This is a genomic window from Aestuariivirga litoralis (assembly GCF_003234965.1).
Lineage (GTDB): Bacteria > Pseudomonadota > Alphaproteobacteria > Rhizobiales > Aestuariivirgaceae > Aestuariivirga > Aestuariivirga litoralis.
Genome location: NZ_QKVK01000001.1, coordinates 229,813 through 248,366 on the forward strand (window position 1 = coordinate 229,813; position 18,554 = coordinate 248,366).

The window sequence follows — 18,554 nt, forward strand, 5'->3', positions numbered from 1 at the left end:
AGGACTATTATCCTGAAATGGAATATTCGCCCTTGCTAAAGCTCCAGCACTGCCTTCACCGTGCCCGCCTCGGGCCGGATCCATTCGGGCATCCGCTCCCCCGCCTCCCACAGCGGTGCGCTGTGGGTGCGGATGGCGCGGGTCGGCACCTGCCCCGCCCGCATCGCCCGCATCACCGTCGCGAAATCGGCCAGCGTCGCATTGCGGCTCGAGAGCAGCGTGGTCTCGCGCCTGTGGAACTCCGGGTCGCTGAAGGAAATGTTTCCCTGCACGATCGAGACCAGCACATAGGTCCCGCCATGCGCCACGAAGCCGAAGCCGCGCTCCATGGCCCTCGGGCTGCCCGTGCAGTCGAACACGCCGTCGTAGAACTCGCCGTCGGTGTTCTCCCTCATCCGCTCCACGTCATGCTCGCCCAGCCGCACCGTGTGCCGCACGGCCTCGAGCCGGCTGGCGAAGGCCAGCCGGTCCTCGCGGCCATCCAGCACCGTCACCTCGGCCCCGGCGAGGCCCGCAAAGATCGCGACGCCCACCCCGATCGGCCCCGCACCGACAACGAGCACCCGCTGCCCGCGGCTCGCCTTCGCCCGCCCCACGGCATGGGCGCCGATCGCCAGGAACTCCACCATGGCGGCCTCGTCGAGCGTGATCCCCTCGGCCCTGAACAGGTGCGTCTCGGGCAGCGAGAGGTATTCGCACATCCCGCCGTCGATGTGCACGCCCAGCACCTTGAGGCTGGTGCAGCAATTGGTCTTGCCCGCCCGGCAGGCGATGCACTGCCCGCAGTGCAGATAGGGCACGATATAGACAGGCTCGCCCGGCTTCAGCGCAGAGCCTGGCCCCACCTCCACGATCTCGCCCGAAAGCTCATGCCCCATCACGCGCGGGTAGGTGAAGTAAGGCTGGTTGCCCTGGTAGATGTGCATGTCGGTGCCGCAGACGCCGATGCGGCGGATCTTCACCAGCGCCTCGCCGGGCTTCCGCTCCGGCACGGGGTAGGTCACGATCTCGATCTCACCGGGGTTGCGGCAGATGACGGCGCGCATCGTCTCGGGCATGGGCGATCCTTCTTGAGCGGAGGAGCCTTGTATAATAGCACTGTGCCCCGATGACGAGGCTTTCACTCAAGACCGCGCGGCCCGCCTATGACCCGCAGCTCACCGACATCGGGATCGTGCATCTCGGCGTCGGCGCCTTTCACCGCGCCCACCAGGCGGACTACACCGATGCCGTGCTGGCGAAGGGCGACCGGCGCTGGGCCATCCTCGGCGCCAGCCTGCGCTCGGCCGACACGCGCGATGCGCTGCGCCAGCAGGACTACCTCTACACGCTGGCCGCCTCGGACGAGTCGGGCGAGCGCTGCAAGGTGATCGCGGCCCTGCGCGGCGTCCTTGTGGCCCCGGAGAATCCGCAGGCGCTGGTCGAGGCCATGTGCCTGCCCGGGGTGAAGATCGTCTCCCTCACCGTCACCGAGAAGGGCTACTGCCACGACCCGGCCACCGGCACGCTGAATGATCAGCACCCGGACATTCTCCACGACCTCGCTACTCCCGATGCGCCGCGCTCCGCGCCCGGCTTCCTCGTCGAGGCGATCCACGCCCGCAAGGCCCGCGGCCTGCCGCCCTTCACCGTCCTGTGCTGCGACAACCTGCCCGCCAACGGCCGCACGGTCGCGAAGGTGGTTGCGCGCCTCGCCGAACTCCGCAGCCCCGCGCTTGGGGCCTACGTGGCGGAGCACGTCGCCTTTCCCGCCACCATGGTGGACCGCATCGTGCCCGCCACCACGGATGCGGACCGCGCCCGCATCGCTGCCGCGACAGGTCTCGATGACGCGTGGCCCGTCGTCACCGAGGCCTTCACCGACTGGGTGATCGAGGACCACTTCCCGCAAGGCCGGCCGGACTGGGCCGCGCGCTTCGTCACCGACATCGCCCCCTTCGAGACGATGAAGCTGAGGCTCCTCAACGGCGCCCATTCCTCGATGTCCTATCTCGGCTACCTCGCCGGCCACGAGACCATCGCCAGCTGCATGCAGGATGCGGCATTGGCCCATTTCGTCAGCTGCCTGATGAATTCGGAGGTGACCTCCACCCTCACCGTTCCTCCCGGCACCGACGTTGCGGCCTACAAGCAGGCCCTCCTCGGCCGCTTCCGCAATCCGGGCCTCCGCCACCGCTGCTGGCAGATCGCCATGGACGGCTCGCAGAAGCTGCCCCAGCGCCTGCTCGGCACCATCCGCGACCGGCTGAAGGCGGGAGAGCCGATTGACGCCCTCGCCCTCGGTGTCGCCGCCTGGATGCGTTACGTCACGGGCGTCGACGAGACGGGCGGCGCAATCGACGTGCGTGACCCGCTGAAGGACGAGCTCCGCGCCAGGGCCGATGCCGCGGGCCTCGATGCGGAGCGGCTCGCCCCTGCGCTGCTCGGCATCGAGGCGATCTTCGGCCGCGATCTGCCCGTTGATCCCCGCTTCACCGCCGCCGTCACGGCAGCACTCGACAGCCTGATCCGCCACGGTAGCAAACAGACCTACGAGACTTTCCGGAGCACGCACCCATGAAGCAGACCTGGCGCTGGTTCGGACCTGACGACCCCGTGACGCTGGCCCATGTCCGTCAGGCGGGTGCGGTCGGCGTCGTCTCCGCCCTCCACCACATGAACCGCGGCCAGGCCTGGACCGAGGACGAGGTCATGAAGCGCAAGGCCGAGATCGAGGCGGCGGGCCTCAGCTGGGACGTCTGCGAGTCGATCTCCGTGCCGGAGCCGGTCAAGACCCGCACCGGAAACTTCCGTACACTGATCGACAATCACAAGGCCTCGCTCCGCGCCGTGGCCAAGGCCGGTGTGAAGGTCTGCTGCTACAACTTCATGGCCATCACCGACTGGACACGCACCGACCTCGACTGGCCTCTTTCCAATGGCGGCACCGCGCTGCGCTTCGACGTCGTCGACTTCTGCGCCTATGACGTCTTCATCCTGAAGCGCCGCGATGCGGAGGCCGATCACCCGCCTGAGCGCATCGCCGCCGCGCGCCAGCGCATGGCGGCGTGGCCCGAAGGCAAGGCCGCCCAGCTCGAGCGCAACCTCATCGACTGGGTCCCGGCGCGCGAGACGGTCTATGACCGCGCCAGTTTCCTGAAGCAGCTCGACGCGTACCGCGACATCACCGTCGAGGGCCTGCGCGAGCACCTTTTCCTTTTCGTCCGCGAGATCTCGGAGACCGCGGAAGAGGTCGGCATCAGGCTCGCCATCCACCCCGATGACCCGCCCTTCCCGCTCTTCGGCTTGCCGCGCGTCAACTCCACGGAGGCCGACACCCGGAAGCTGCTGGACGCCGTGCCCAGCCCCGCCAACGGCGTCACCCTCTGCACCGGTTCCTATGGCGCGAACCCGGCGAACGACCTCGTACGGATGGCGCGCAGCCTTGGCCCCCGCATCCACTTCGCGCACCTCCGCAACACGACGCGCGAGGCGGACGGCTCGTTCTACGAGGCCGAGCATCTCGACGGCGACACCGATATGATCGGGGTGGTGGCCGCCCTCCGCGATCTCGAGACCCGTGAGGCACGCGAAATCCCCATGCGCCCCGACCACGGCCACCTCATCGTCGATGACTTGGCCAAGAAGGTGAACCCCGGCTATTCCTGCATCGGCCGCCTCAAGGGCCTCGCCGAACTCCGCGGCGTGATGCGCACCGTGGATGCCTACCGCGCAGGAGTCGTGCAGTAGTTTCACCCGTAGGTTGTTTTGCGCCTCGTGACGCAGCCTTAGATTCGTTCAGCGAATCAATTCTGGTGATTATCAAAATCTCCAGTTGACTCCGCAGTCATTTGGAGTCCGCAGGTCAGTCTGTCCAGGCGCGTCCCAGCCACATTCCCACGCCAGCAAAATCGGTACACCGTGAACACTCGCTCACTCGTGCAGCGCGCGATCCCTTTCGCATGGCTGCTTCTCAGCTCCACCCCGGCGGTGGCCCAGCAGGTCATCAACGGCACGACAGTCACGGTGCCGAGCCTGTCGCAGCCAAGTCCGTGGAACACCGGCGCCCTGACGGTCGGCAGCACCGGCACGGGCACGCTCAACGTCGGGGCCGGCGGCGTGGTCAATTCCACCGCCAGCACCCTGGGCTCCACCGCGGCCGGCAGGGGAACGGTGAATGTCAGCGGCGCGGGTGCGAGCTGGACGGCTGCGAATGGCGGCGGCGCGACGCTCACGGTGGGCAGCCTGGGCGCCGGCTCGCTCACCATCGGCAATGGCGGCCGCGTGCAAACCATCGGCAACGCCTCCGCCAATGTCGGTTCGGCAACGACCGGCACCGGCACGGTGACGGTGACGGGAGCAGGCTCGTCCCTGTCGGTCGCCAATGCCCTCTTCATCAACGCGGGCACCATGCAGGTCGCGAATGGCGGCTCGTTGAGCGCCGCCACGGCCACCCTCAATGGCGGGTCGCTGTCGCTCACGGGAAGCGATTCGAGACTGTCGCTCGTCAACAACATCTTCATTCGCAACGCCGCATCCGTCATCCTCGCCGATGGCGCCCAGGCGACGAGCTTCCGTGTCTGGATCGGCGAGCAGGCCTCGGCAGCCACCTCCCGCCTCACCGTGCGCAACGGCGCGCGCTGGATCATGGATCCTTCCCTGAACCCGCTTACCTACAGCGTGCTCACGGTGGGCCGGCGCGCCAATGGCGAGCTCCTGATCGAATCGGGTGGCGTGGTGAGCGGCGTCCGCACCACCATCGGCGGCGAGGAAGCCAGCAACGTTCCGAACGTGTCGGGCGTCGTGACGGTGGCGGGCAGCGGCTCCCTGCTCGCCACCAGGGAGTTCATGAACGTCGGCGAACTGGGCACCGGCACCCTGTCGATTTTGCAGGGCGGCACCGTCACCAGCGGAAGCGCCACCGTCGGAACCCTGCCAACGGGGCACGGCAGCATCACGGTGGATGGTGCTGGCTCATCGCTCATCGTCGGCCAGGCGGCGTCCGGCCTGTCGCGCACCTTCGTCGTCGGCAACAACGGCAACGTCAACAGCCTCACGGTGTCGGGCGGCGGCCTGGTGGAGGCGCATGACAGCTTCACCGTGGGCCGCCAGCTGGGCGCCCATGGCAACAGCGTCACCGTCACCGGCGCGGGCTCGAAACTGTGGGTCGACGGCGGCTTCGCAGTGGGCCGCAACGGCGCCAACAACAGCACGCTGGTGCGCGACGGGGCACGGCTCGAGACCTTGGACCAGGCCTGGATCGGCGGTGCCGCGGGCTCGCCCGCCATCGGCAATCACGTCGACATCACCGGCGCGGGCACCATGTGGCTGCTGGGCGGCGACCTCCACATCGGCAGTGCAACCTCGCCATTGAAGGACGGCGTGGAGGACACGCCGCCCCCGGTGGTGACGGCCACGGCCGCCAACAACTACCTGCTCGTCAGCGGCGGCGGTGCGGTGACGCAGACGGGTGGCGGCACCACCATCGGCGCGGGCGGCAACCAGCTGCTGGTCGACGACAATTCCACCTTCACCTCGGATGGCGCGATCAGCGTGGGCGATGGCAGCCACCTGTCGCTCGGCGCCGATGCCCGCGTCAATGGCGGCAGCCTGGCGATGTCCGCCGGCTCCCAGCTTGACGTCTTCGCGCAGGAGGGCAACTCGTCGCTCCTCAGCTTCAGCGGCAAGGCGGAGCTGGGCGGAACCCTCAGTGCACTGATCGATGGCCGCAGCTCGCTCAGCTATCGCTTCCTCGTGCTGGAAGCCGGCGAGGTCGACGGCACCTTCGACAGGGCCGTGCTGAACGATTACTCGGCGAACCTCGGCTGGACGGTCCAATACACGCCCGAGCAGGTTTGGCTGCAGCTCAACGCCATCATCGGCGACGTCGAAGGGCTCAACGAGAACCAGCGCAACGTGGCGGACTCGCTTGATGACTATTTCAACAGGGGTGGCCAGCTGCCACCGAGCTTCGTTCCCATCCTCGGCCTCACCGGCAGTGAGCTGGGCCAGGCGCTGAGCCAGCTTTCGGGCGAGGTGGGCGCCAGCGGCGGGGCCGCCGCCGCGGCGAGCGCCAACACCTCCTTCCTGCGAAGCATGCTGAACCATGCGGCACCCGCCTGCGAGGCGCGGCGCGAGGATGATCCCCTGCGGCGCTGCGAACATGCCGTCTGGGCCGCAGCCTTCGGCAGCACGGCGGAGCTGCCCGGCAACGGCGCCAAGGGCAGCCATGACACCACCATCACCACGTCGGGCCTTGTCACCGGCTGGGACTATGCGAAGGACGACATGCGCGTCGGCGTGGCCATCGCCGGCGGCGGCACCGGCTGGAACCTCGATGGCAGCGGCATGGGCAATGGCGATGCCACCTTCCTGCAGCTCGGCGCCTATGGCACCAAGCAGATGGGCCAGGCCTATGCCGCCCTCGCCGGCGCCTATGCGCTTCAGGCCATGTCCACCGAGCGCCGCGTCACGGCGCTGCAGGACGAGTCGCTCGATGCCGACCTGATCGCGAATGCCGTCGCTGGCCGCGGCGAGGCGGGCTATCGCTTCGGCGCCGCTGCGGGCCTCGGCGTCACACCCTATGCCGCGCTGCAGGGCCAGGCCATCAGGCTGCCCGGCTATGATGAAAGCGGCACACTGGATGATGGCAGCTATGCGCTGTCCTTCAATGCCACCACCACCACCGCGGTGCGCAGCGAGCTTGGCCTCGGGCTCGACATGGACACCGCCGCCGCGGCGTTCTCCGCCCGCGCTGCCTGGGCGCATGACTGGCTGAACGACGGCTATGCCCGCGCCGGATTCCAGTCGCTGCCGGGCACCAGCTTCATCGTGAATGGCGCGGAGGCGCCTGCGGACATTGCGCTGGTGTCGCTCAGCGCCGAAGCGGACCTGTCGGAGCAGACCGCCGTGACGGCCCGCTTCGACGGTGAATTCGGCGCGGATTACCAGAGCTACGCCGGCACGCTGGCGCTCACCTATTCCTGGTGAGCGCCCGCTCGCTCAGACGCGCGGGTGGGCCGGCATGCCGGCCTCGTCCTTCGGCACGATCATCTTGCCCACCGGCCACAGCGCGATGCCGGCGAGCTTCAGGTGCGCCCAGGCGAAGGGAATGCCGATGATGGTGATGGCCAGTGCGATGGCCCACACCACGTGCATCAGCGCCAGCCACCAGCCGGCGAGAACCAGCCAGATGATGTTGCCGATGGTGCCGAGCGGCCCGGTGCCGATATCCTCCTGGCCGGTGTGCCGGTCGCGCGGCACGGCCGTGTAGCCGAAGGGCATGAGCGTATAGAGCGCGATGTTGACCGCGGCGCGCGCCCAGGGAATGCCGATGATGGTCACCGCCATGATGACGGCCGCGACCAGCCAGCCGAAGGCCATCCAGGCGCCGCCCAGCAGGATCCAGATGATGTTCAACAGCAGGGACATGGTGACCTCCAGATTTCTCGGCCAGACATATGGGGAGTTGCGCGCGCTTTCGCCAGCGGAATCTTGCGGCGGTTGACCCCCGTGCGCCGGGCTTTCATGCTGGCGCCATGCGATTCATCCACACCGCCGACTGGCAGATCGGCAAGCCGTTCCGGAACTTCGGCGAGAAGGAGAGTGTGCTGCGCCAGGCGCGGCTTGCCGCCATCGAAACGATCGGCCGCCTCGCCGTGGCCGAAGGGGCCGCCCATGTGCTGGTGGCGGGCGACCTCCATGACACCGAGGCCCCTGCCCAGAAGACCCTGCTCGAACCGCTGGAGCGGATGCGCAATTTTCCCGGCGTGGCGTGGCACGTCATTCCCGGCAACCATGACTATCACCGCGGCAATGGCCTGTGGGACCGCGCCCGGGCGCTGGGCCTGCCGGGCAACGTCCACCTGCACCTCACGCCCGAGGCGGCAGCGCTGGGGGATGACGCCGTGCTGCTCCCCGCGCCGCTGCGCCGCAAGAGCGAGGTGAACGATCTCACCGAGTGGATGGATGGCGCCGGCACTGCCGCGGGCAAGATCCGCATCGGCCTCGCCCATGGTTCGGTGCAGGGCTTCGGCGCCAGCGGCGAGGCCAACAACCCGATCGCCGCGGACCGCGCGCGGCGCGCCGGCCTCGACTACCTCGCACTGGGCGACTGGCACGGCACGCTGCAGGTGGGCCCCGCCACCTGGTATGCCGGAACGCCGGAGGCCGACCGCTTCAACAGCCAGGAAGTGGGTCAGGTGCTGCTGGTCGAGATCAGCGGACCGGGCAGCCCGGCCAGGGTCACCGCGCATCGCACCGGCGCCTATCGCTGGATCAGCCAGGCGGAGCAGCTTTCCGCCGCAGCCGACCTCGAGGGACTGGAGCGCCGCCTGCGGGCATTGCCCGATCTCCCGAACCTTCTCATGCGGCTCGACCTCACGGGCACGCTGGATCTCACCGCGCGCGCCGATCTCGCGCGCCGCCTCGCCGCGCTCGAGGCGGCGATGTTCTGGCTGGAGCCAGACCTCGAGGCGCTGCATGTGCGCCCCACCCTGGCCGACCTCGAGAAGATCGACTTCGACGGCGTGCTGCGCGAGGCAGCCGAGACACTGCGCCTGCAGGCGGAGAATGCCGGCCTGGGCCCCGTGGAGCGCCGCCGCGCCGAGGAGGCGCTGGTGCAGCTCTACCTCCTCACCCGTGACAGCCATGGAGAGGCGGCATGAAGCTCAGCCATGTCTCCGTCGAAGGTTGCGGCCGCTTCGGCACGCCGGCACGCATCGAGGGCTTCGGCACCGGCGTCAATATCCTCTCGGCGCGCAACGAGGCCGGCAAGTCCACGCTCTTCCGCGCCATCCGCACCTGCCTGTTCGAGCGCCACTCCTCCACCGCGAAGGACATTGCGGCCCTGGCCACCGATGGCCTGTCATTGCCCGTCTCGATCCGCGTCGGTTTCGAACATGGCGGCAGGCAGTATGAGATCGCCAAGTCGTTCCTCAAGGGCAAGAGCGCCAGCCTGACGCGCGACGGGGTGGAGATCGCGCGCAACGCGGAAGCCGACGAACATGTCTGGGACCTGCTGGGCATCGCGCCCCGGTCGACGCGCGCCCTGGACGAGGCCAGCTACGGCCTGCTCTGGGTCCAGCAGGGCCACTCCTTCGCCCTGCCGGAGCCATCGGAGGCGGCGGCAAGCCAGCTCAATGCCGTGATCCAGCAGGAGGTGGGCACACTCGTCGGCGGCGAGCGCGCCCGCCAGCTGCTCGCCACGGTGAAGGACGAGCTCGGCAAATACCTCACCGACAGCGGCAGGCCGCGCGTGGGCGGTGCGCTCCATGCCGCGATCGAGGAGACCGCCCGGCTCACCGCCGAACGCCTCGATGTCGACAACCGCCTCGCCGCCCTCGACGCCAAGCTCGACGAACTCGGCCACCAGCGCGCCGAGCTGCGCAGCGCCGGCGACCACGCCATGGCCGCGCAGATGAAGGCCGATCTCGAAGACACGCGGCGCAAGCTGGCGGAGGCCGAGACGGCAGGCGAGGAACTGAAGCGGCTGCGCGACGACGAGCGCCAGGCCCATGAACTGGCGGAAGCGCAGGAGGGCAGGCTGCAGGAACTGAAGCGCCGTGCCGCCACCATCGACGCGCAGCGCGCGCGGCTGAAGACGCTGGCCGGAGAAATTGCCCCGCTGGAGCAGGAGATCGCAGCCGCCACCGCGGCCCTCGACGAGCTGGCGCGCCGCCGCAAGGCGCTGGGCGATGAGGCCGATGCGCTGGAACGCGAGGAGCGCGAGCTGGCCCGCCTCGCCGATCTGGCGGAGAAGCGCGCACGCCGCGCCGCACTGGCCGGGCGCCTCGACAGGCTGCAGCAGCTGCGCGGCCGGGCCGCCGCCAACGAGGCCGCCCTGAAGGCCGCGCTCGTCGATGAGGCCGCACAGAAGGCGCTGGACGCGCTGGAAACCGAGGAGGCGAAGCTGCATGCCCGTCTCGACGCCGGCGCGCCGCGCGTCGCCATCGAGGCGAGGCCCGGCGCGACGGTGATGATCGATGGCACGGCGGTCTCCGGCACCGCCGCGAAGTCGGTCACGCAGCCCGTGGTCATCACCGTGGGCGATGATGTGGCGATCACCGTGTCGCCGCCGCAGGCCACGCGTGAGGCGGCCGAGGCGGCGCTGGCCGCCCACCGCGAGAAGCTCAGGGCCCTGCTCGCCGCCTGTGGCGCGGCGGATGCCGCGGAGCTCCGCCGCCTGCGGGCCGAGCGCGTGGCGCTGGAGGACCAGGCCCGCGACATCCGGGCCGAGCGCAACGCACTCGCCCTCGGGGACGGGGTGAACGCCGAGATCGACCGGCTGCAGGCGGCGATCGGCGAAATCGACGCGGCCGCCGTGGACGAGGCTGAAGCCGATGCTTCGGCTCTGGATGCGCGCAAGCAACAGGCCACCGAGCGGCACAGCGCGCTGCGCGCCGCACTCAGTGGCGTCACGGCGCAGATCGGCGCCCAGGGCGATCTGCTCGGCAAGCTGCGCGAGGCCCGCGCCTCGCTCGCCGGCCAGGCGGAGCAGATTCATGCCGGCCTCGCATCCGATCTCGCGCTCTTGCCCGATGCCGGGCGCGACAGGATGCTGGGTGACTGCGACAGCGAGCTTGGCCGCCGCCGCGACGCCCACCGCGTCAAGGCCGCCCTGCTGGCGGAGAAGCAGGCCCAGGCGCCGGAGGACGGCGCGGTCGAGCGGCTGCGGGCGCGCATGGACCGCCTGGCCGCAGCCATGAAGGGCCAGCAGGAAAGGCTCGACCAGTTGCGTGAGCGCATCGCCAGGCTCGAGGGCGAGGTGCAGGTGGCGGGCGGCGACGGACTGGGTGAACGCGCCGCGACGCTGGCACTGCAGCAGCAGATGGCGCTGGCCGAGGAAGCCCGCATCGCCGAGCGCGTCGAGGTGCTGAAGCTGCTGCGCCGGACGGTGGAGGAGAGCTACGCCCAGCGCCGCGAACAGCTGAACGCGCCGCTCCGCCGCCACCTGAAGCCCTTCCTGCATGACGTGTTCCCCAGGGCGGAGATCGAACTCGGCGAGAATTTCGCCATCGCGGGGCTGAGCCGCTCGGGCCCGGCGGCAGAGCTGTTCGGCCGCCTGTCGCTGGGCACGCAGGAGCAGGTGGCGGTGCTGGTGCGCCTCGCCATGGGCGCCATGATCTGCGAGCGCGGCGCCGACGTGCCGATCATCCTCGACGATGCGCTGGTGTTCTCGGATGATGACCGCATCGAGCAGATGTTCGACGCCATCAACCGCGCCGGCCGCAACCAGCAGGTGATCGTGCTCACCTGCCGGGCGCGCTCCTTCACCTCGCTGGGCGGGACCCAGCTGCAGATCGTCTAGAGATAGGCGGCCCCCGAGGCGATGCTCTCCGCCCCGTCCAGCGTGAACACCGCGCCCGAGGCATAGGCCGCCTCGTCGGATGCGAGGTAGACGTAAAGCGAAGCCAGCTCTTCCGGCCTTGCGTGGCGCTGCAGGGGGATGATGCCGTTCACCTCTGCCAGCATCTCGGGCGAATATTCCGCTTCCTGCATCGGCGTCATGGTGTAGCCGGGGTTCACCGCATTGACGCGGATCTTCGGCGCCAGCTCGATGGCCATGGTGCGCATCATGGCGACGAGCGCGCCCTTCGAGGCGTTGTAGTCGGCATAGTGGCGATAGGCGGTGACGGCGGAGGTCGAGGCCGTCATCAGGATCGCGCCGCCCGCGTCCTGCGCCAGCATGTGGCGCGCCGCCAGCTGGCTGACATAGAACACGCCATGCACGTTGACCCGCATCACCCGGTCGAACTCCTCGCGCGGAATGTCGATGAAGCTGTGGCGGATGGAAATGCCGGCATTGCAGATCAGCACGTCGAGGCCACCCAGGCGGTCCAGCGACTGCGCGAAGGCGCGGTCGACGCCCTCGGGGTCCGCGACATCGACCGCCGCCACCACGGCAAGGCCGGGGAGTTCCGCGGCGATGGCCTTGGCATTGGACGGGTTGCGGCACCATACGGCGACGCGCGCCCCCTCGGCCAGGAAGCGCCGCGCCACCGCGGCGCCGATGCCGGTGGACCCGCCGGTGACGATCACGCGCTTTCCCTGAAGCCTCATCGTCTCCTCCTCAGATCACGTAGCCGCGCGGCACGGGCGCGAAGGACTGCAGCGTCATCCGCCCCTTTTCGCTTTCGAGCACCACTTCCACCCGCGCCTCCTCGGCGGCGAGCACCGGGATCTCGAGGCCCAGCGTGCCGAACAGGGCGCGCAGGCGCTCGGCCTCGGGCGTGTGGATCAGGAAGGTCGCGATGCGCCCGCCGCGCGGCGCCGAGCGTGCGGGATGTTCGCTCTCCCGCCAGTCGATGAAGAACGGCACGAGCGAGCCGAAGCCATGGCCCGAAAGCCCCCAGCACACCCAGTCGAGGCGCTTGCCATCAGGCTTGAGGCGGCCACCGGGAACCAGCGCCCCGCCGGCAAGACCGGCCGCTGCAGCCCTTTGCGCGAGCTCGGCCAGATCCACGCCGCCCACGGCCCAGTGATAGAGGCCATGCCCGCGCAGGCCGGCCACCTCCGGGTCGAGGCGCGCCTGGTCCTGTGCCGTGTCGCGGCCGAGAATTTCGAGATAGGTGGATGGCCCCAGGGAAAGAAGCGCGTTGGCGGTGCCTTCGCCCGGATGCTCGCCACCGTAGACCGGCTCCGCATCCATCTGCGCCGCGAAGTGGCGGCACCCATGGTCGAGATCGGCATTGTACCAGACGAGATGATCGATGCGCATGCCGGCATATGAGCCGAGGCCGCCGCATCTGTCGACATGCCGGAAGGCGAAAGGCCCGGTGGTTCTGCCACCGGACCCTGAATTTGCTCGCCGGGTGCCTGCTAGCGCTTGTCGTCGCCGCGGCGCTCGCCGTCGCGCTCGGCACCGCCCTGCTGGCGCTGCCCGCCGCCCTGCTGGTCCTGCTGGCGCTGCCCGCCACCCTGCTGGTTCTGCTGCTGACCCTGGCGCTTGTGGTCGTTCTGGTTCTGATTCTGGTTGGCCATGACTGGTTCCTCTTCATCAGTTTGCCGCGGGCCGCATGGTGCCGCCCGCAGCAGGTCAACGTCCGCGGCCGCGGGGGGTTCCGGGCCGGAACATCACGACGGCTGCCACCGTTGCAACCGCTGGCCGCGCGGGGGATGACCACAATTATTTTCCCTTTCAACACGATTCCGCCACGTTCATCGCTGAAAGGAACGTTCGGCAACCTGTTCCTGCGCGTGGTTGAGTTTGACCAGAAGGCCGGCGTCACCGACGTCCACGCAAAAGGATTGGCCGAAAGGCTGTTGGGGCAAGTGGGGCACCTTCTGGGAGTTTCAAGCAACATGAAACCTATTGGTATTGGCCTGCTGGCAGCAGGCCTGATTGCGGCTGCAACCGTGCTGACCAGCCTGCCCGCCGCGGCGCGCGGCGGTGGCGGCGGCATGATCTGGATTCCCCCCATGGGCGGGGGAATGGGTGGTGGCATGGGCGGCGGCCGCGGCGGCGGCTGGGGCCCGGGCAACAACTATGGCGACCCCGGTGGCTGGGCAGCCAACCCGCGGGGCGGCAACTACCATGGCGGCAAGCCCTATCAGGGCTGGGGCAAGGGCAATGGCTGGCGCGGCTGGAACAACAACACGTGGTACGGCAAGAACTGGTACCGCAATGGCCGCTGGTATGGCCCGCGCTACCGCTATCGCTACCCCGGCTTCAACTACTACTATGGCGGGTTCTGGTATCCGTGGCCGTGGTGGAGCAGCACCTGGAACTTCCAGATCGGCGAAAACTACGGTTACGCCGGCGGCGGCTATGGCGCGCGCCACGTGGCCTGGTGCCAGGGGCGCTATCGCAGCTACAATGTGCGCACCAACACCTTCACCGGCTATGATGGCCGCCAGCGACGCTGCAACAGCCCCTATGATTGACGGCAAGTGACCCGCGGGCGCGTCAACACGGCGCGCCCGCCGACCTGCAAGACTGCCTGCCCGGCGACAATCTGCCAGCGGAACTTCTGCTACAGCGGCGGGTGATGACGCATGGGCAATGCGCCCTCGCATCCCATTGTTCAACTTCGGCGTGACAGAATGAGCATCCTCGATTTCCCGACAGCCTCCCGCAAGGACCGCAAGGAGGTGATCGCCAAGGCGCGGCGCGCCACCGACATTCTCAAGTCGCTCTCGCATGAGGGCCGCCTGCTCATCCTCTGCCTGCTCACCGACGGCGAGAAGTCAGTCTCCGAGATCGAGGACCTGATGGACATGCCGCAGGCCGCCGTGTCGCAGCAACTCGCCCGCCTGCGCCTCGACGGCCTCGTGGCAGCGCGCCGCGACGGCCGCAGCATCTTCTATTCCATCGCCAGCGATGACGCCGCGCGGCTGATCTCGACCCTGCATGACATGCTGGGCGGCCAGCGGCGCCCTGCCACCCGCCGCCGCCACTGACGCCGGAAGGGCGCCCCACATCTCCGGCGTTAACCGGCTTGTTCACCTGAGCGGCGTCCTCTGCTCCCGCTGGGCCCTCCCCAGCGCTGCATCAGATTCAGGCGCAAGGCCCGTTGCACATTAACCAGGCTGTCCACTCCGGCACGCGGCAGGAACGTCACGTCAACCGCACCGGCCCTGTCAGCGTGAGGAAGCGGTAAACGCGCCAGCCGCTCCTCATCGCCAAGCTTGAAGAGGGCATTCACCATGTGCTGGTGCAGGTGACCCTGCGCCAACCGTACGCCGCAGTCCGGAAGATCGCTGCGAGCGGGCGCACGCCACACAGGGTGAAGTGTGTGTGCGAAACGCGACGCAGCGGGACCCACTGCAAGATTTACTATAGCGAAATCACCAGGGTAAACGGCCGGTGACTCATCAGGCGTTGCATTTGCGGATGTTCGCTAGGTGAAATCAACGATGCCACCGACGCTTGGTATACGTGTTAACTCAAGTGGTATTTACCCTAACTTGCCCGCAATAACCCTAATATCGGCATCTGCTGTTCAGCGCGAAAACACACGCCATAAGTAAGCACGCGGATGTTCATATATAAGTTCTCCCAGATTGTGGGAGCGCAAATTACCTGACAGTTTTTCGTCCTATGTGAACTCCGTGAAGAGACGATCTGCAGCAGCCCGGACGGGCGCAGTCGCTGCTCACGAAGGAAGGCGTAGGTTGGTTATGATTACGGGTTTCAGGCGCTTCGCGCAGCTGCTGTCGGCATCACTTGCAGTTGGTTCCATGCTTGCGATGGCCAATGTTGCCCTGTCCCAGCAGATCGTGCGTGAGCGTATCCGGCCCGCCTTCCCCGAGATCAATTTCACCGAGCGCCAGCTGGTGGGCAGGGCTGCGGTCGACCGCCTCGGCGCGCGGCTCCCTGAAATTGCAAGCTGGTACGGCACGAGCGCGGAGCAGTTCCGCAAGCAGCTGCTATTCGATCGCGGCATGCGCATCGACAGCAAGGGCCGGCTGTTCGTCGTCGAGGAAATGGAAGCACCGCTCCAGGCCGTCACCACCGGCGCGCCGCAGAACGTGGTCGACGGCCTGCTTTCGCCGCTCGAGCAGACCTTCCAGCTGCACAGCAAGCCGGGCTCCAACCGCACCATCTACCTCGATTTCGACGGCGCCGCGCTGACGGGTACGGCGTGGAACTCCGGCAGCGGAACGATCTACGCCAAGCCCTTTGACATCGACGGAAATGCCGCCGCCTTCTCCACCGCCGAGTTGGAGCGCATCCAGTACATCTGGCAGCGCGTGGCCGAGGATTACGCAGCCTTCGACGTTGACGTGACGACCCAGGCCCCCACCCCGGACCGCCTGTCGCGCAGCGATGCCAACGACCAGATCTTCGGCACCACGGTGCTGATCACCCACAACAGCGGCGTCTACAACTGCTCGTGCGGCGGCATTGCCTATGTCGGCGTGTTCAACAGCACGACCGAGAAGTACAAGCCGGCCCTCGTCTTCTACAACATGCTCGGCAACGGCTCCGAAAAGGCCGTGGCGGAAGCGGCCTCGCACGAGGCCGGCCACAACATGGGCCTCAGCCATGATGGCAACGCCAGCACCGCCTATTACGCCGGCCAGGGCACCGATGCGCTCACCGGCTGGGCGCCGATCATGGGCGTTGGCTACTACAAGCCGCTCGTGCAGTTCAGCAGGGGCGAATATGCCGGCGCCAGCAACAAGGAAGACGACTTCGCGGTGGCACAGAGCTACGGCCTTCCGCTGCGCGCCGACGACTATGGCAGCTCGATCTATGCCGCTGCCCCCTTCCCCGGCCCCGGCGGCACGCAGGACGGCATCATCGAACGCGCGAGCGACGTCGACGTGTTCTCGATCAGCGCGGCAGCCGGAACCTTCACGGCGGCACTTTCTCCCGCCGGCCGCTCGGCCAATGCCGACCTGGTGCTGACACTGATGAACAGCGCCGGCGCGGTTCTGGCGACCAGCAACCCGCAGAATGCGCTCAATGCCGCCATCACCTATCAGATCCCGGCGACGGGCACCTACTACATCGCAGTGCGCGGCACTGGCCAGGGCGACCCGCTGGCCACCGGCTACACCGCCTATGGCTCGGTGGGCAATTTCCGCCTCACCGCGGCCTACACCGGTGCGACCGGCGCTGCGCCGCGCGCCGTTCTCAACACCAGCGCCACCTCGGGCATTGCGCCCGCCGCCATCACGCTCGACGGCAGCCAGTCGACTGACAGCGACGGCACGGTCAGCTTCTATTACTGGGATTTCGGCGACGGCACCGGCGACACGACGGGCACGCTCAAGTCGGTCACCAAGACCTACGCGACCCCCGGCGTCTACACCGTGCGCCTCACCGTGGTCGACAACAGCGGCTTCCGCTCCAGCGCCACGCAGTCGATCTCGGTTGCCTCCGCCGCGCCCGTCAACACCGTCTCGGTGCAGTCGATCACGCTCAGCATGAAGGTGTCACGCTCCGGCGTTGCCAAGGTCAAGGCCGTCGTCGTCGTCGTCAACCAGCTTGGCCAGGTGATGAGCAATGCCTCGGTGACCGGAACCTGGAGCGGCGTCGTCACCTCCTCCAAGGTGCTGAAGACGAAGCGCGGCAAGGTGACCTTCAACTCACCGGGTTCCAGTGCAAGCGGCTGCTTCGTCCTCACCATCACCGGCATCAGCCTGACGGGCTACAGCTTCAACGGCGCGCAGCTGCCGACGAACCAGGTGTGCCGCTGAGCAGGCGCTGAAGACGCGACAGGCAGGTGCCGCACAGGCGCTCTGCCTCTTCCGCCGTTGCCGCCTCGGCATAGCAGCGCAGTTCCGGCGCATTGCCGGAAAGCCTGACATGCAGGATGCCGCCATCCGGCAGCGTGGCACGCAGGCCGTCCGTGCGGTCCACCGCTTGCGGCGGCGCGCCGAACAGCTCCACGAGTCCTGCGGGTGTTTCCTCAGCCCTTGCAAGCAGCGCCCGGCAGCGGGCGGGATCGATGTCCTGCAGCCGGTCACTGAAGCTGTGGCGCCGCGGCAACTCCGCCATCAGCGACGAGAGCGGCCGCCCGGCGCGGCGCGCGGCAGACAGTGCCAGCAGGATCGGCAGCACCGCGTCGCGCGTGGCAAGCGGTGCGAGTGGCGCCGCGCCCAGTTCTGCCGGACTGCCGAGCAGGAAGCCGCCATTGGCCTCGAAGCCAACCACCGGCCTGTGCTGCGCCTGCGCCATTCCCGCAATCACGTGCGGCGAGCCGATGCGGGTGCGCCGCACGTCCCGGAACAGTCCTGACAACTCGATTGCCGTGGTGCTGCTCACCGGTGTCACCACGCAGGCCGCGCCGATTTCACGCGCGCAGAGCAGCCCCAGCATGTCGCCCCGCAGCCAGGTGCCCGTCTCGTCGGCCACCAGGGGCCGGTCGGCATCGCCGTCGGTGGTGACGATGGCGTCGAGGTGCTGTTCGCCGGCCCAGTGCAGGGCCAGCGCCCGGTCCTCGGCGCGCACCGCCTCGGTGTCGATCGCCACGAAGCCGGCGCTGCGGGCAAGACCCACGGTCTCGGCGCCCAGCGCGCGCAGCACCTCATGCAGCAGGTCGCGCGCCACCGACGAGTGTTCGTAGACACCGATGCGCAGCCCTGCCAGCGCAGCGGGCCCGAAGGCCCGGCGATAACGCGCGAGGTAGAGCGATTGGGCCGCGCCATCGGGCGGCGGCAGGGGCGGAGGCGCGGCGTCATCGAGGGGCCAGTCCACGGAGGCGGCCAGAATGCGCTGCTCGTCGTCCTTCGAGATCTCGCCCGCGGCGCGATAGAACTTCAGCCCGTTGCGGTCGAAGGGGATGTGGCTGCCGGTGACCATGATGGCCGGAAGGCCCATCTCCTGCGCCGCGAAGGCAAGTGCCGGAGTGGGCAGGACACCGGCATTGATGGTTGCAACCCCGCGGGCCCGCGCCGCGTCATGGCAGGCGGCGGCGATTGCCGGGCTGCTGGGGCGCAGGTCATGGCCGATCAGCAGGCCGCGCGGCCGTTCCCCCAGCATTGCCAGGAAACCCGCCGCATAGGCCCGGCACAGGCCCGGCGTCAGGCTGGTGACCAACCCGCGCACCCCGCTGGTGCCGAAGCCCGCGCCCTGCTCCGCGGCAATCCCGCCCAGCGGCCGGTTGCCCTGGCTCATGCGCCGC

14 protein-coding genes are annotated in these 18,554 nt (G+C 68.5%); 8 read left to right on the forward strand and 6 right to left on the reverse strand.

The window, feature by feature from the left end; genetic code table 11:
* Window positions 1-35 precede the first annotated feature (35 nt).
* On the reverse strand, window positions 36-1,046 hold the full coding sequence (locus DK847_RS01195) for a zinc-binding alcohol dehydrogenase family protein (RefSeq protein WP_111196304.1): 1,011 nt from the start codon (window positions 1,044-1,046) through the stop codon (window positions 36-38).
* Between the two features lie 62 nt (window positions 1,047-1,108).
* On the opposite strand from DK847_RS01195, the gene DK847_RS01200 reads away from it, so the two are divergent.
* The 3 genes from DK847_RS01200 to DK847_RS01210 all read left to right on the forward strand — a co-directional run bounded on the left by DK847_RS01200 (window position 1,109) and on the right by DK847_RS01210 (window position 6,969).
* On the forward strand, window positions 1,109-2,560 hold the full coding sequence (locus DK847_RS01200; RefSeq protein ID WP_111195790.1) for a mannitol dehydrogenase family protein: 1,452 nt from the start codon (window positions 1,109-1,111) through the stop codon (window positions 2,558-2,560).
* Window positions 2,557-3,729: a mannonate dehydratase gene (gene uxuA / locus DK847_RS01205; protein WP_111195791.1), complete on the forward strand. Its 1,173-nt coding sequence runs from the start codon at window positions 2,557-2,559 to the stop codon at window positions 3,727-3,729. The genes DK847_RS01200 and uxuA overlap by 4 nt, the downstream gene beginning before the upstream one ends.
* A 171-nt stretch (window positions 3,730-3,900) precedes the next feature.
* Window positions 3,901-6,969, forward strand: coding sequence for an autotransporter outer membrane beta-barrel domain-containing protein (locus DK847_RS01210; RefSeq protein ID WP_111195792.1), 3,069 nt, complete (start codon window positions 3,901-3,903; stop codon window positions 6,967-6,969).
* A 12-nt stretch (window positions 6,970-6,981) separates the two neighbouring features.
* Here the strand turns inward: DK847_RS01210 and DK847_RS01215 are convergent, their stop codons facing one another.
* Window positions 6,982-7,410 (reverse strand): YccF domain-containing protein, encoded by a 429-nt coding sequence (locus tag DK847_RS01215; RefSeq protein WP_111195793.1) that lies wholly within the window; start codon window positions 7,408-7,410, stop codon window positions 6,982-6,984.
* Window positions 7,411-7,517: 107 nt separating this feature from the next.
* Here DK847_RS01215 and DK847_RS01220 point away from each other — a divergent pair, with 107 nt between their 5' ends.
* Both DK847_RS01220 and DK847_RS01225 read left to right on the forward strand, forming a co-directional pair.
* Entirely contained in the window at window positions 7,518-8,645 is a 1,128-nt protein-coding gene (locus DK847_RS01220; RefSeq protein ID WP_161957090.1) for a metallophosphoesterase family protein, read from the forward strand.
* Window positions 8,642-11,287, forward strand: a complete 2,646-nt coding sequence (locus DK847_RS01225; RefSeq protein ID WP_111195795.1) for an AAA family ATPase — start codon at window positions 8,642-8,644, stop codon at window positions 11,285-11,287. The genes DK847_RS01220 and DK847_RS01225 overlap by 4 nt, the downstream gene beginning before the upstream one ends.
* Here DK847_RS01225 and DK847_RS01230 read toward each other — a convergent pair.
* The 3 genes from DK847_RS01230 to DK847_RS20750 form a co-directional block, all read right to left on the reverse strand.
* Window positions 11,284-12,039, reverse strand: a complete 756-nt coding sequence (locus DK847_RS01230; RefSeq protein ID WP_111195796.1) for an SDR family NAD(P)-dependent oxidoreductase — start codon at window positions 12,037-12,039, stop codon at window positions 11,284-11,286. The genes DK847_RS01225 and DK847_RS01230 overlap by 4 nt on opposite strands.
* A gap of 10 nt (window positions 12,040-12,049) precedes the next feature.
* Entirely contained in the window at window positions 12,050-12,697 is a 648-nt protein-coding gene (locus DK847_RS01235) for a VOC family protein (protein ID WP_111195797.1), read from the reverse strand.
* 101 nt (window positions 12,698-12,798) lie between these two features.
* Window positions 12,799-12,960 carry a hypothetical protein gene (locus tag DK847_RS20750; RefSeq protein ID WP_193548167.1) on the reverse strand — a complete coding sequence of 54 codons (162 nt, stop codon included), beginning with the start codon at window positions 12,958-12,960 and terminating at the stop codon, window positions 12,799-12,801.
* Window positions 12,961-13,281: 321 nt separating this feature from the next.
* Here DK847_RS20750 and DK847_RS01240 point away from each other — a divergent pair, with 321 nt between their 5' ends.
* The 3 genes from DK847_RS01240 (at window position 13,282) to DK847_RS01250 (ending at window position 17,127) form a co-directional block, all read left to right on the forward strand.
* Window positions 13,282-13,863, forward strand: a complete 582-nt coding sequence (locus DK847_RS01240) for a BA14K family protein (RefSeq protein ID WP_146256001.1) — start codon at window positions 13,282-13,284, stop codon at window positions 13,861-13,863.
* A gap of 159 nt (window positions 13,864-14,022) precedes the next feature.
* Window positions 14,023-14,379 (forward strand): ArsR/SmtB family transcription factor, encoded by a 357-nt coding sequence (locus tag DK847_RS01245; RefSeq protein WP_111195799.1) that lies wholly within the window; start codon window positions 14,023-14,025, stop codon window positions 14,377-14,379.
* A 720-nt stretch (window positions 14,380-15,099) separates the two neighbouring features.
* Entirely contained in the window at window positions 15,100-17,127 is a 2,028-nt protein-coding gene (locus tag DK847_RS01250) for a PKD domain-containing protein (protein ID WP_111195800.1), read from the forward strand.
* On the opposite strand, the gene DK847_RS01255 is transcribed toward DK847_RS01250, so the two are convergent.
* The gene (locus DK847_RS01255) at window positions 17,087-18,547 is read right to left on the reverse strand and encodes a phosphohexomutase domain-containing protein (RefSeq protein ID WP_111195801.1); all 1,461 of its coding nucleotides are present in this window, start codon (window positions 18,545-18,547) and stop codon (window positions 17,087-17,089) included. The two genes, DK847_RS01250 and DK847_RS01255, sit on opposite strands and share 41 nt — an antisense overlap.
* Between the last annotated feature and the right edge of the window lie 7 nt (window positions 18,548-18,554).

Excerpts from the sequence above, each read along its gene's own strand:
- DK847_RS01195 (WP_111196304.1), bottom strand. The coding sequence starts at position 1,046 with ATGCGCGCCGTCATCTGCCGCAACCCCGGTGAGATCGAGATCGTGACC.
- DK847_RS01200 (WP_111195790.1), top strand. The coding sequence starts at position 1,109 with ATGACGAGGCTTTCACTCAAGACCGCGCGGCCCGCCTATGACCCGCAG.
- uxuA (WP_111195791.1), top strand. The coding sequence starts at position 2,557 with ATGAAGCAGACCTGGCGCTGGTTCGGACCTGACGACCCCGTGACGCTG.
- DK847_RS01215 (WP_111195793.1), bottom strand. The coding sequence starts at position 7,410 with ATGTCCCTGCTGTTGAACATCATCTGGATCCTGCTGGGCGGCGCCTGG.
- DK847_RS01220 (WP_161957090.1), top strand. The coding sequence starts at position 7,518 with ATGCGATTCATCCACACCGCCGACTGGCAGATCGGCAAGCCGTTCCGG.
- DK847_RS01225 (WP_111195795.1), top strand. The coding sequence starts at position 8,642 with ATGAAGCTCAGCCATGTCTCCGTCGAAGGTTGCGGCCGCTTCGGCACG.
- DK847_RS01230 (WP_111195796.1), bottom strand. The coding sequence starts at position 12,039 with ATGAGGCTTCAGGGAAAGCGCGTGATCGTCACCGGCGGGTCCACCGGC.
- DK847_RS01235 (WP_111195797.1), bottom strand. The coding sequence starts at position 12,697 with ATGCGCATCGATCATCTCGTCTGGTACAATGCCGATCTCGACCATGGG.
- DK847_RS20750 (WP_193548167.1), bottom strand. The coding sequence starts at position 12,960 with ATGGCCAACCAGAATCAGAACCAGAACGACCACAAGCGCCAGGGTCAG.
- DK847_RS01240 (WP_146256001.1), top strand. The coding sequence starts at position 13,282 with ATGAAACCTATTGGTATTGGCCTGCTGGCAGCAGGCCTGATTGCGGCT.
- DK847_RS01245 (WP_111195799.1), top strand. The coding sequence starts at position 14,023 with ATGAGCATCCTCGATTTCCCGACAGCCTCCCGCAAGGACCGCAAGGAG.
- DK847_RS01250 (WP_111195800.1), top strand. The coding sequence starts at position 15,100 with ATGATTACGGGTTTCAGGCGCTTCGCGCAGCTGCTGTCGGCATCACTT.
- DK847_RS01255 (WP_111195801.1), bottom strand. The coding sequence starts at position 18,547 with ATGAGCCAGGGCAACCGGCCGCTGGGCGGGATTGCCGCGGAGCAGGGC.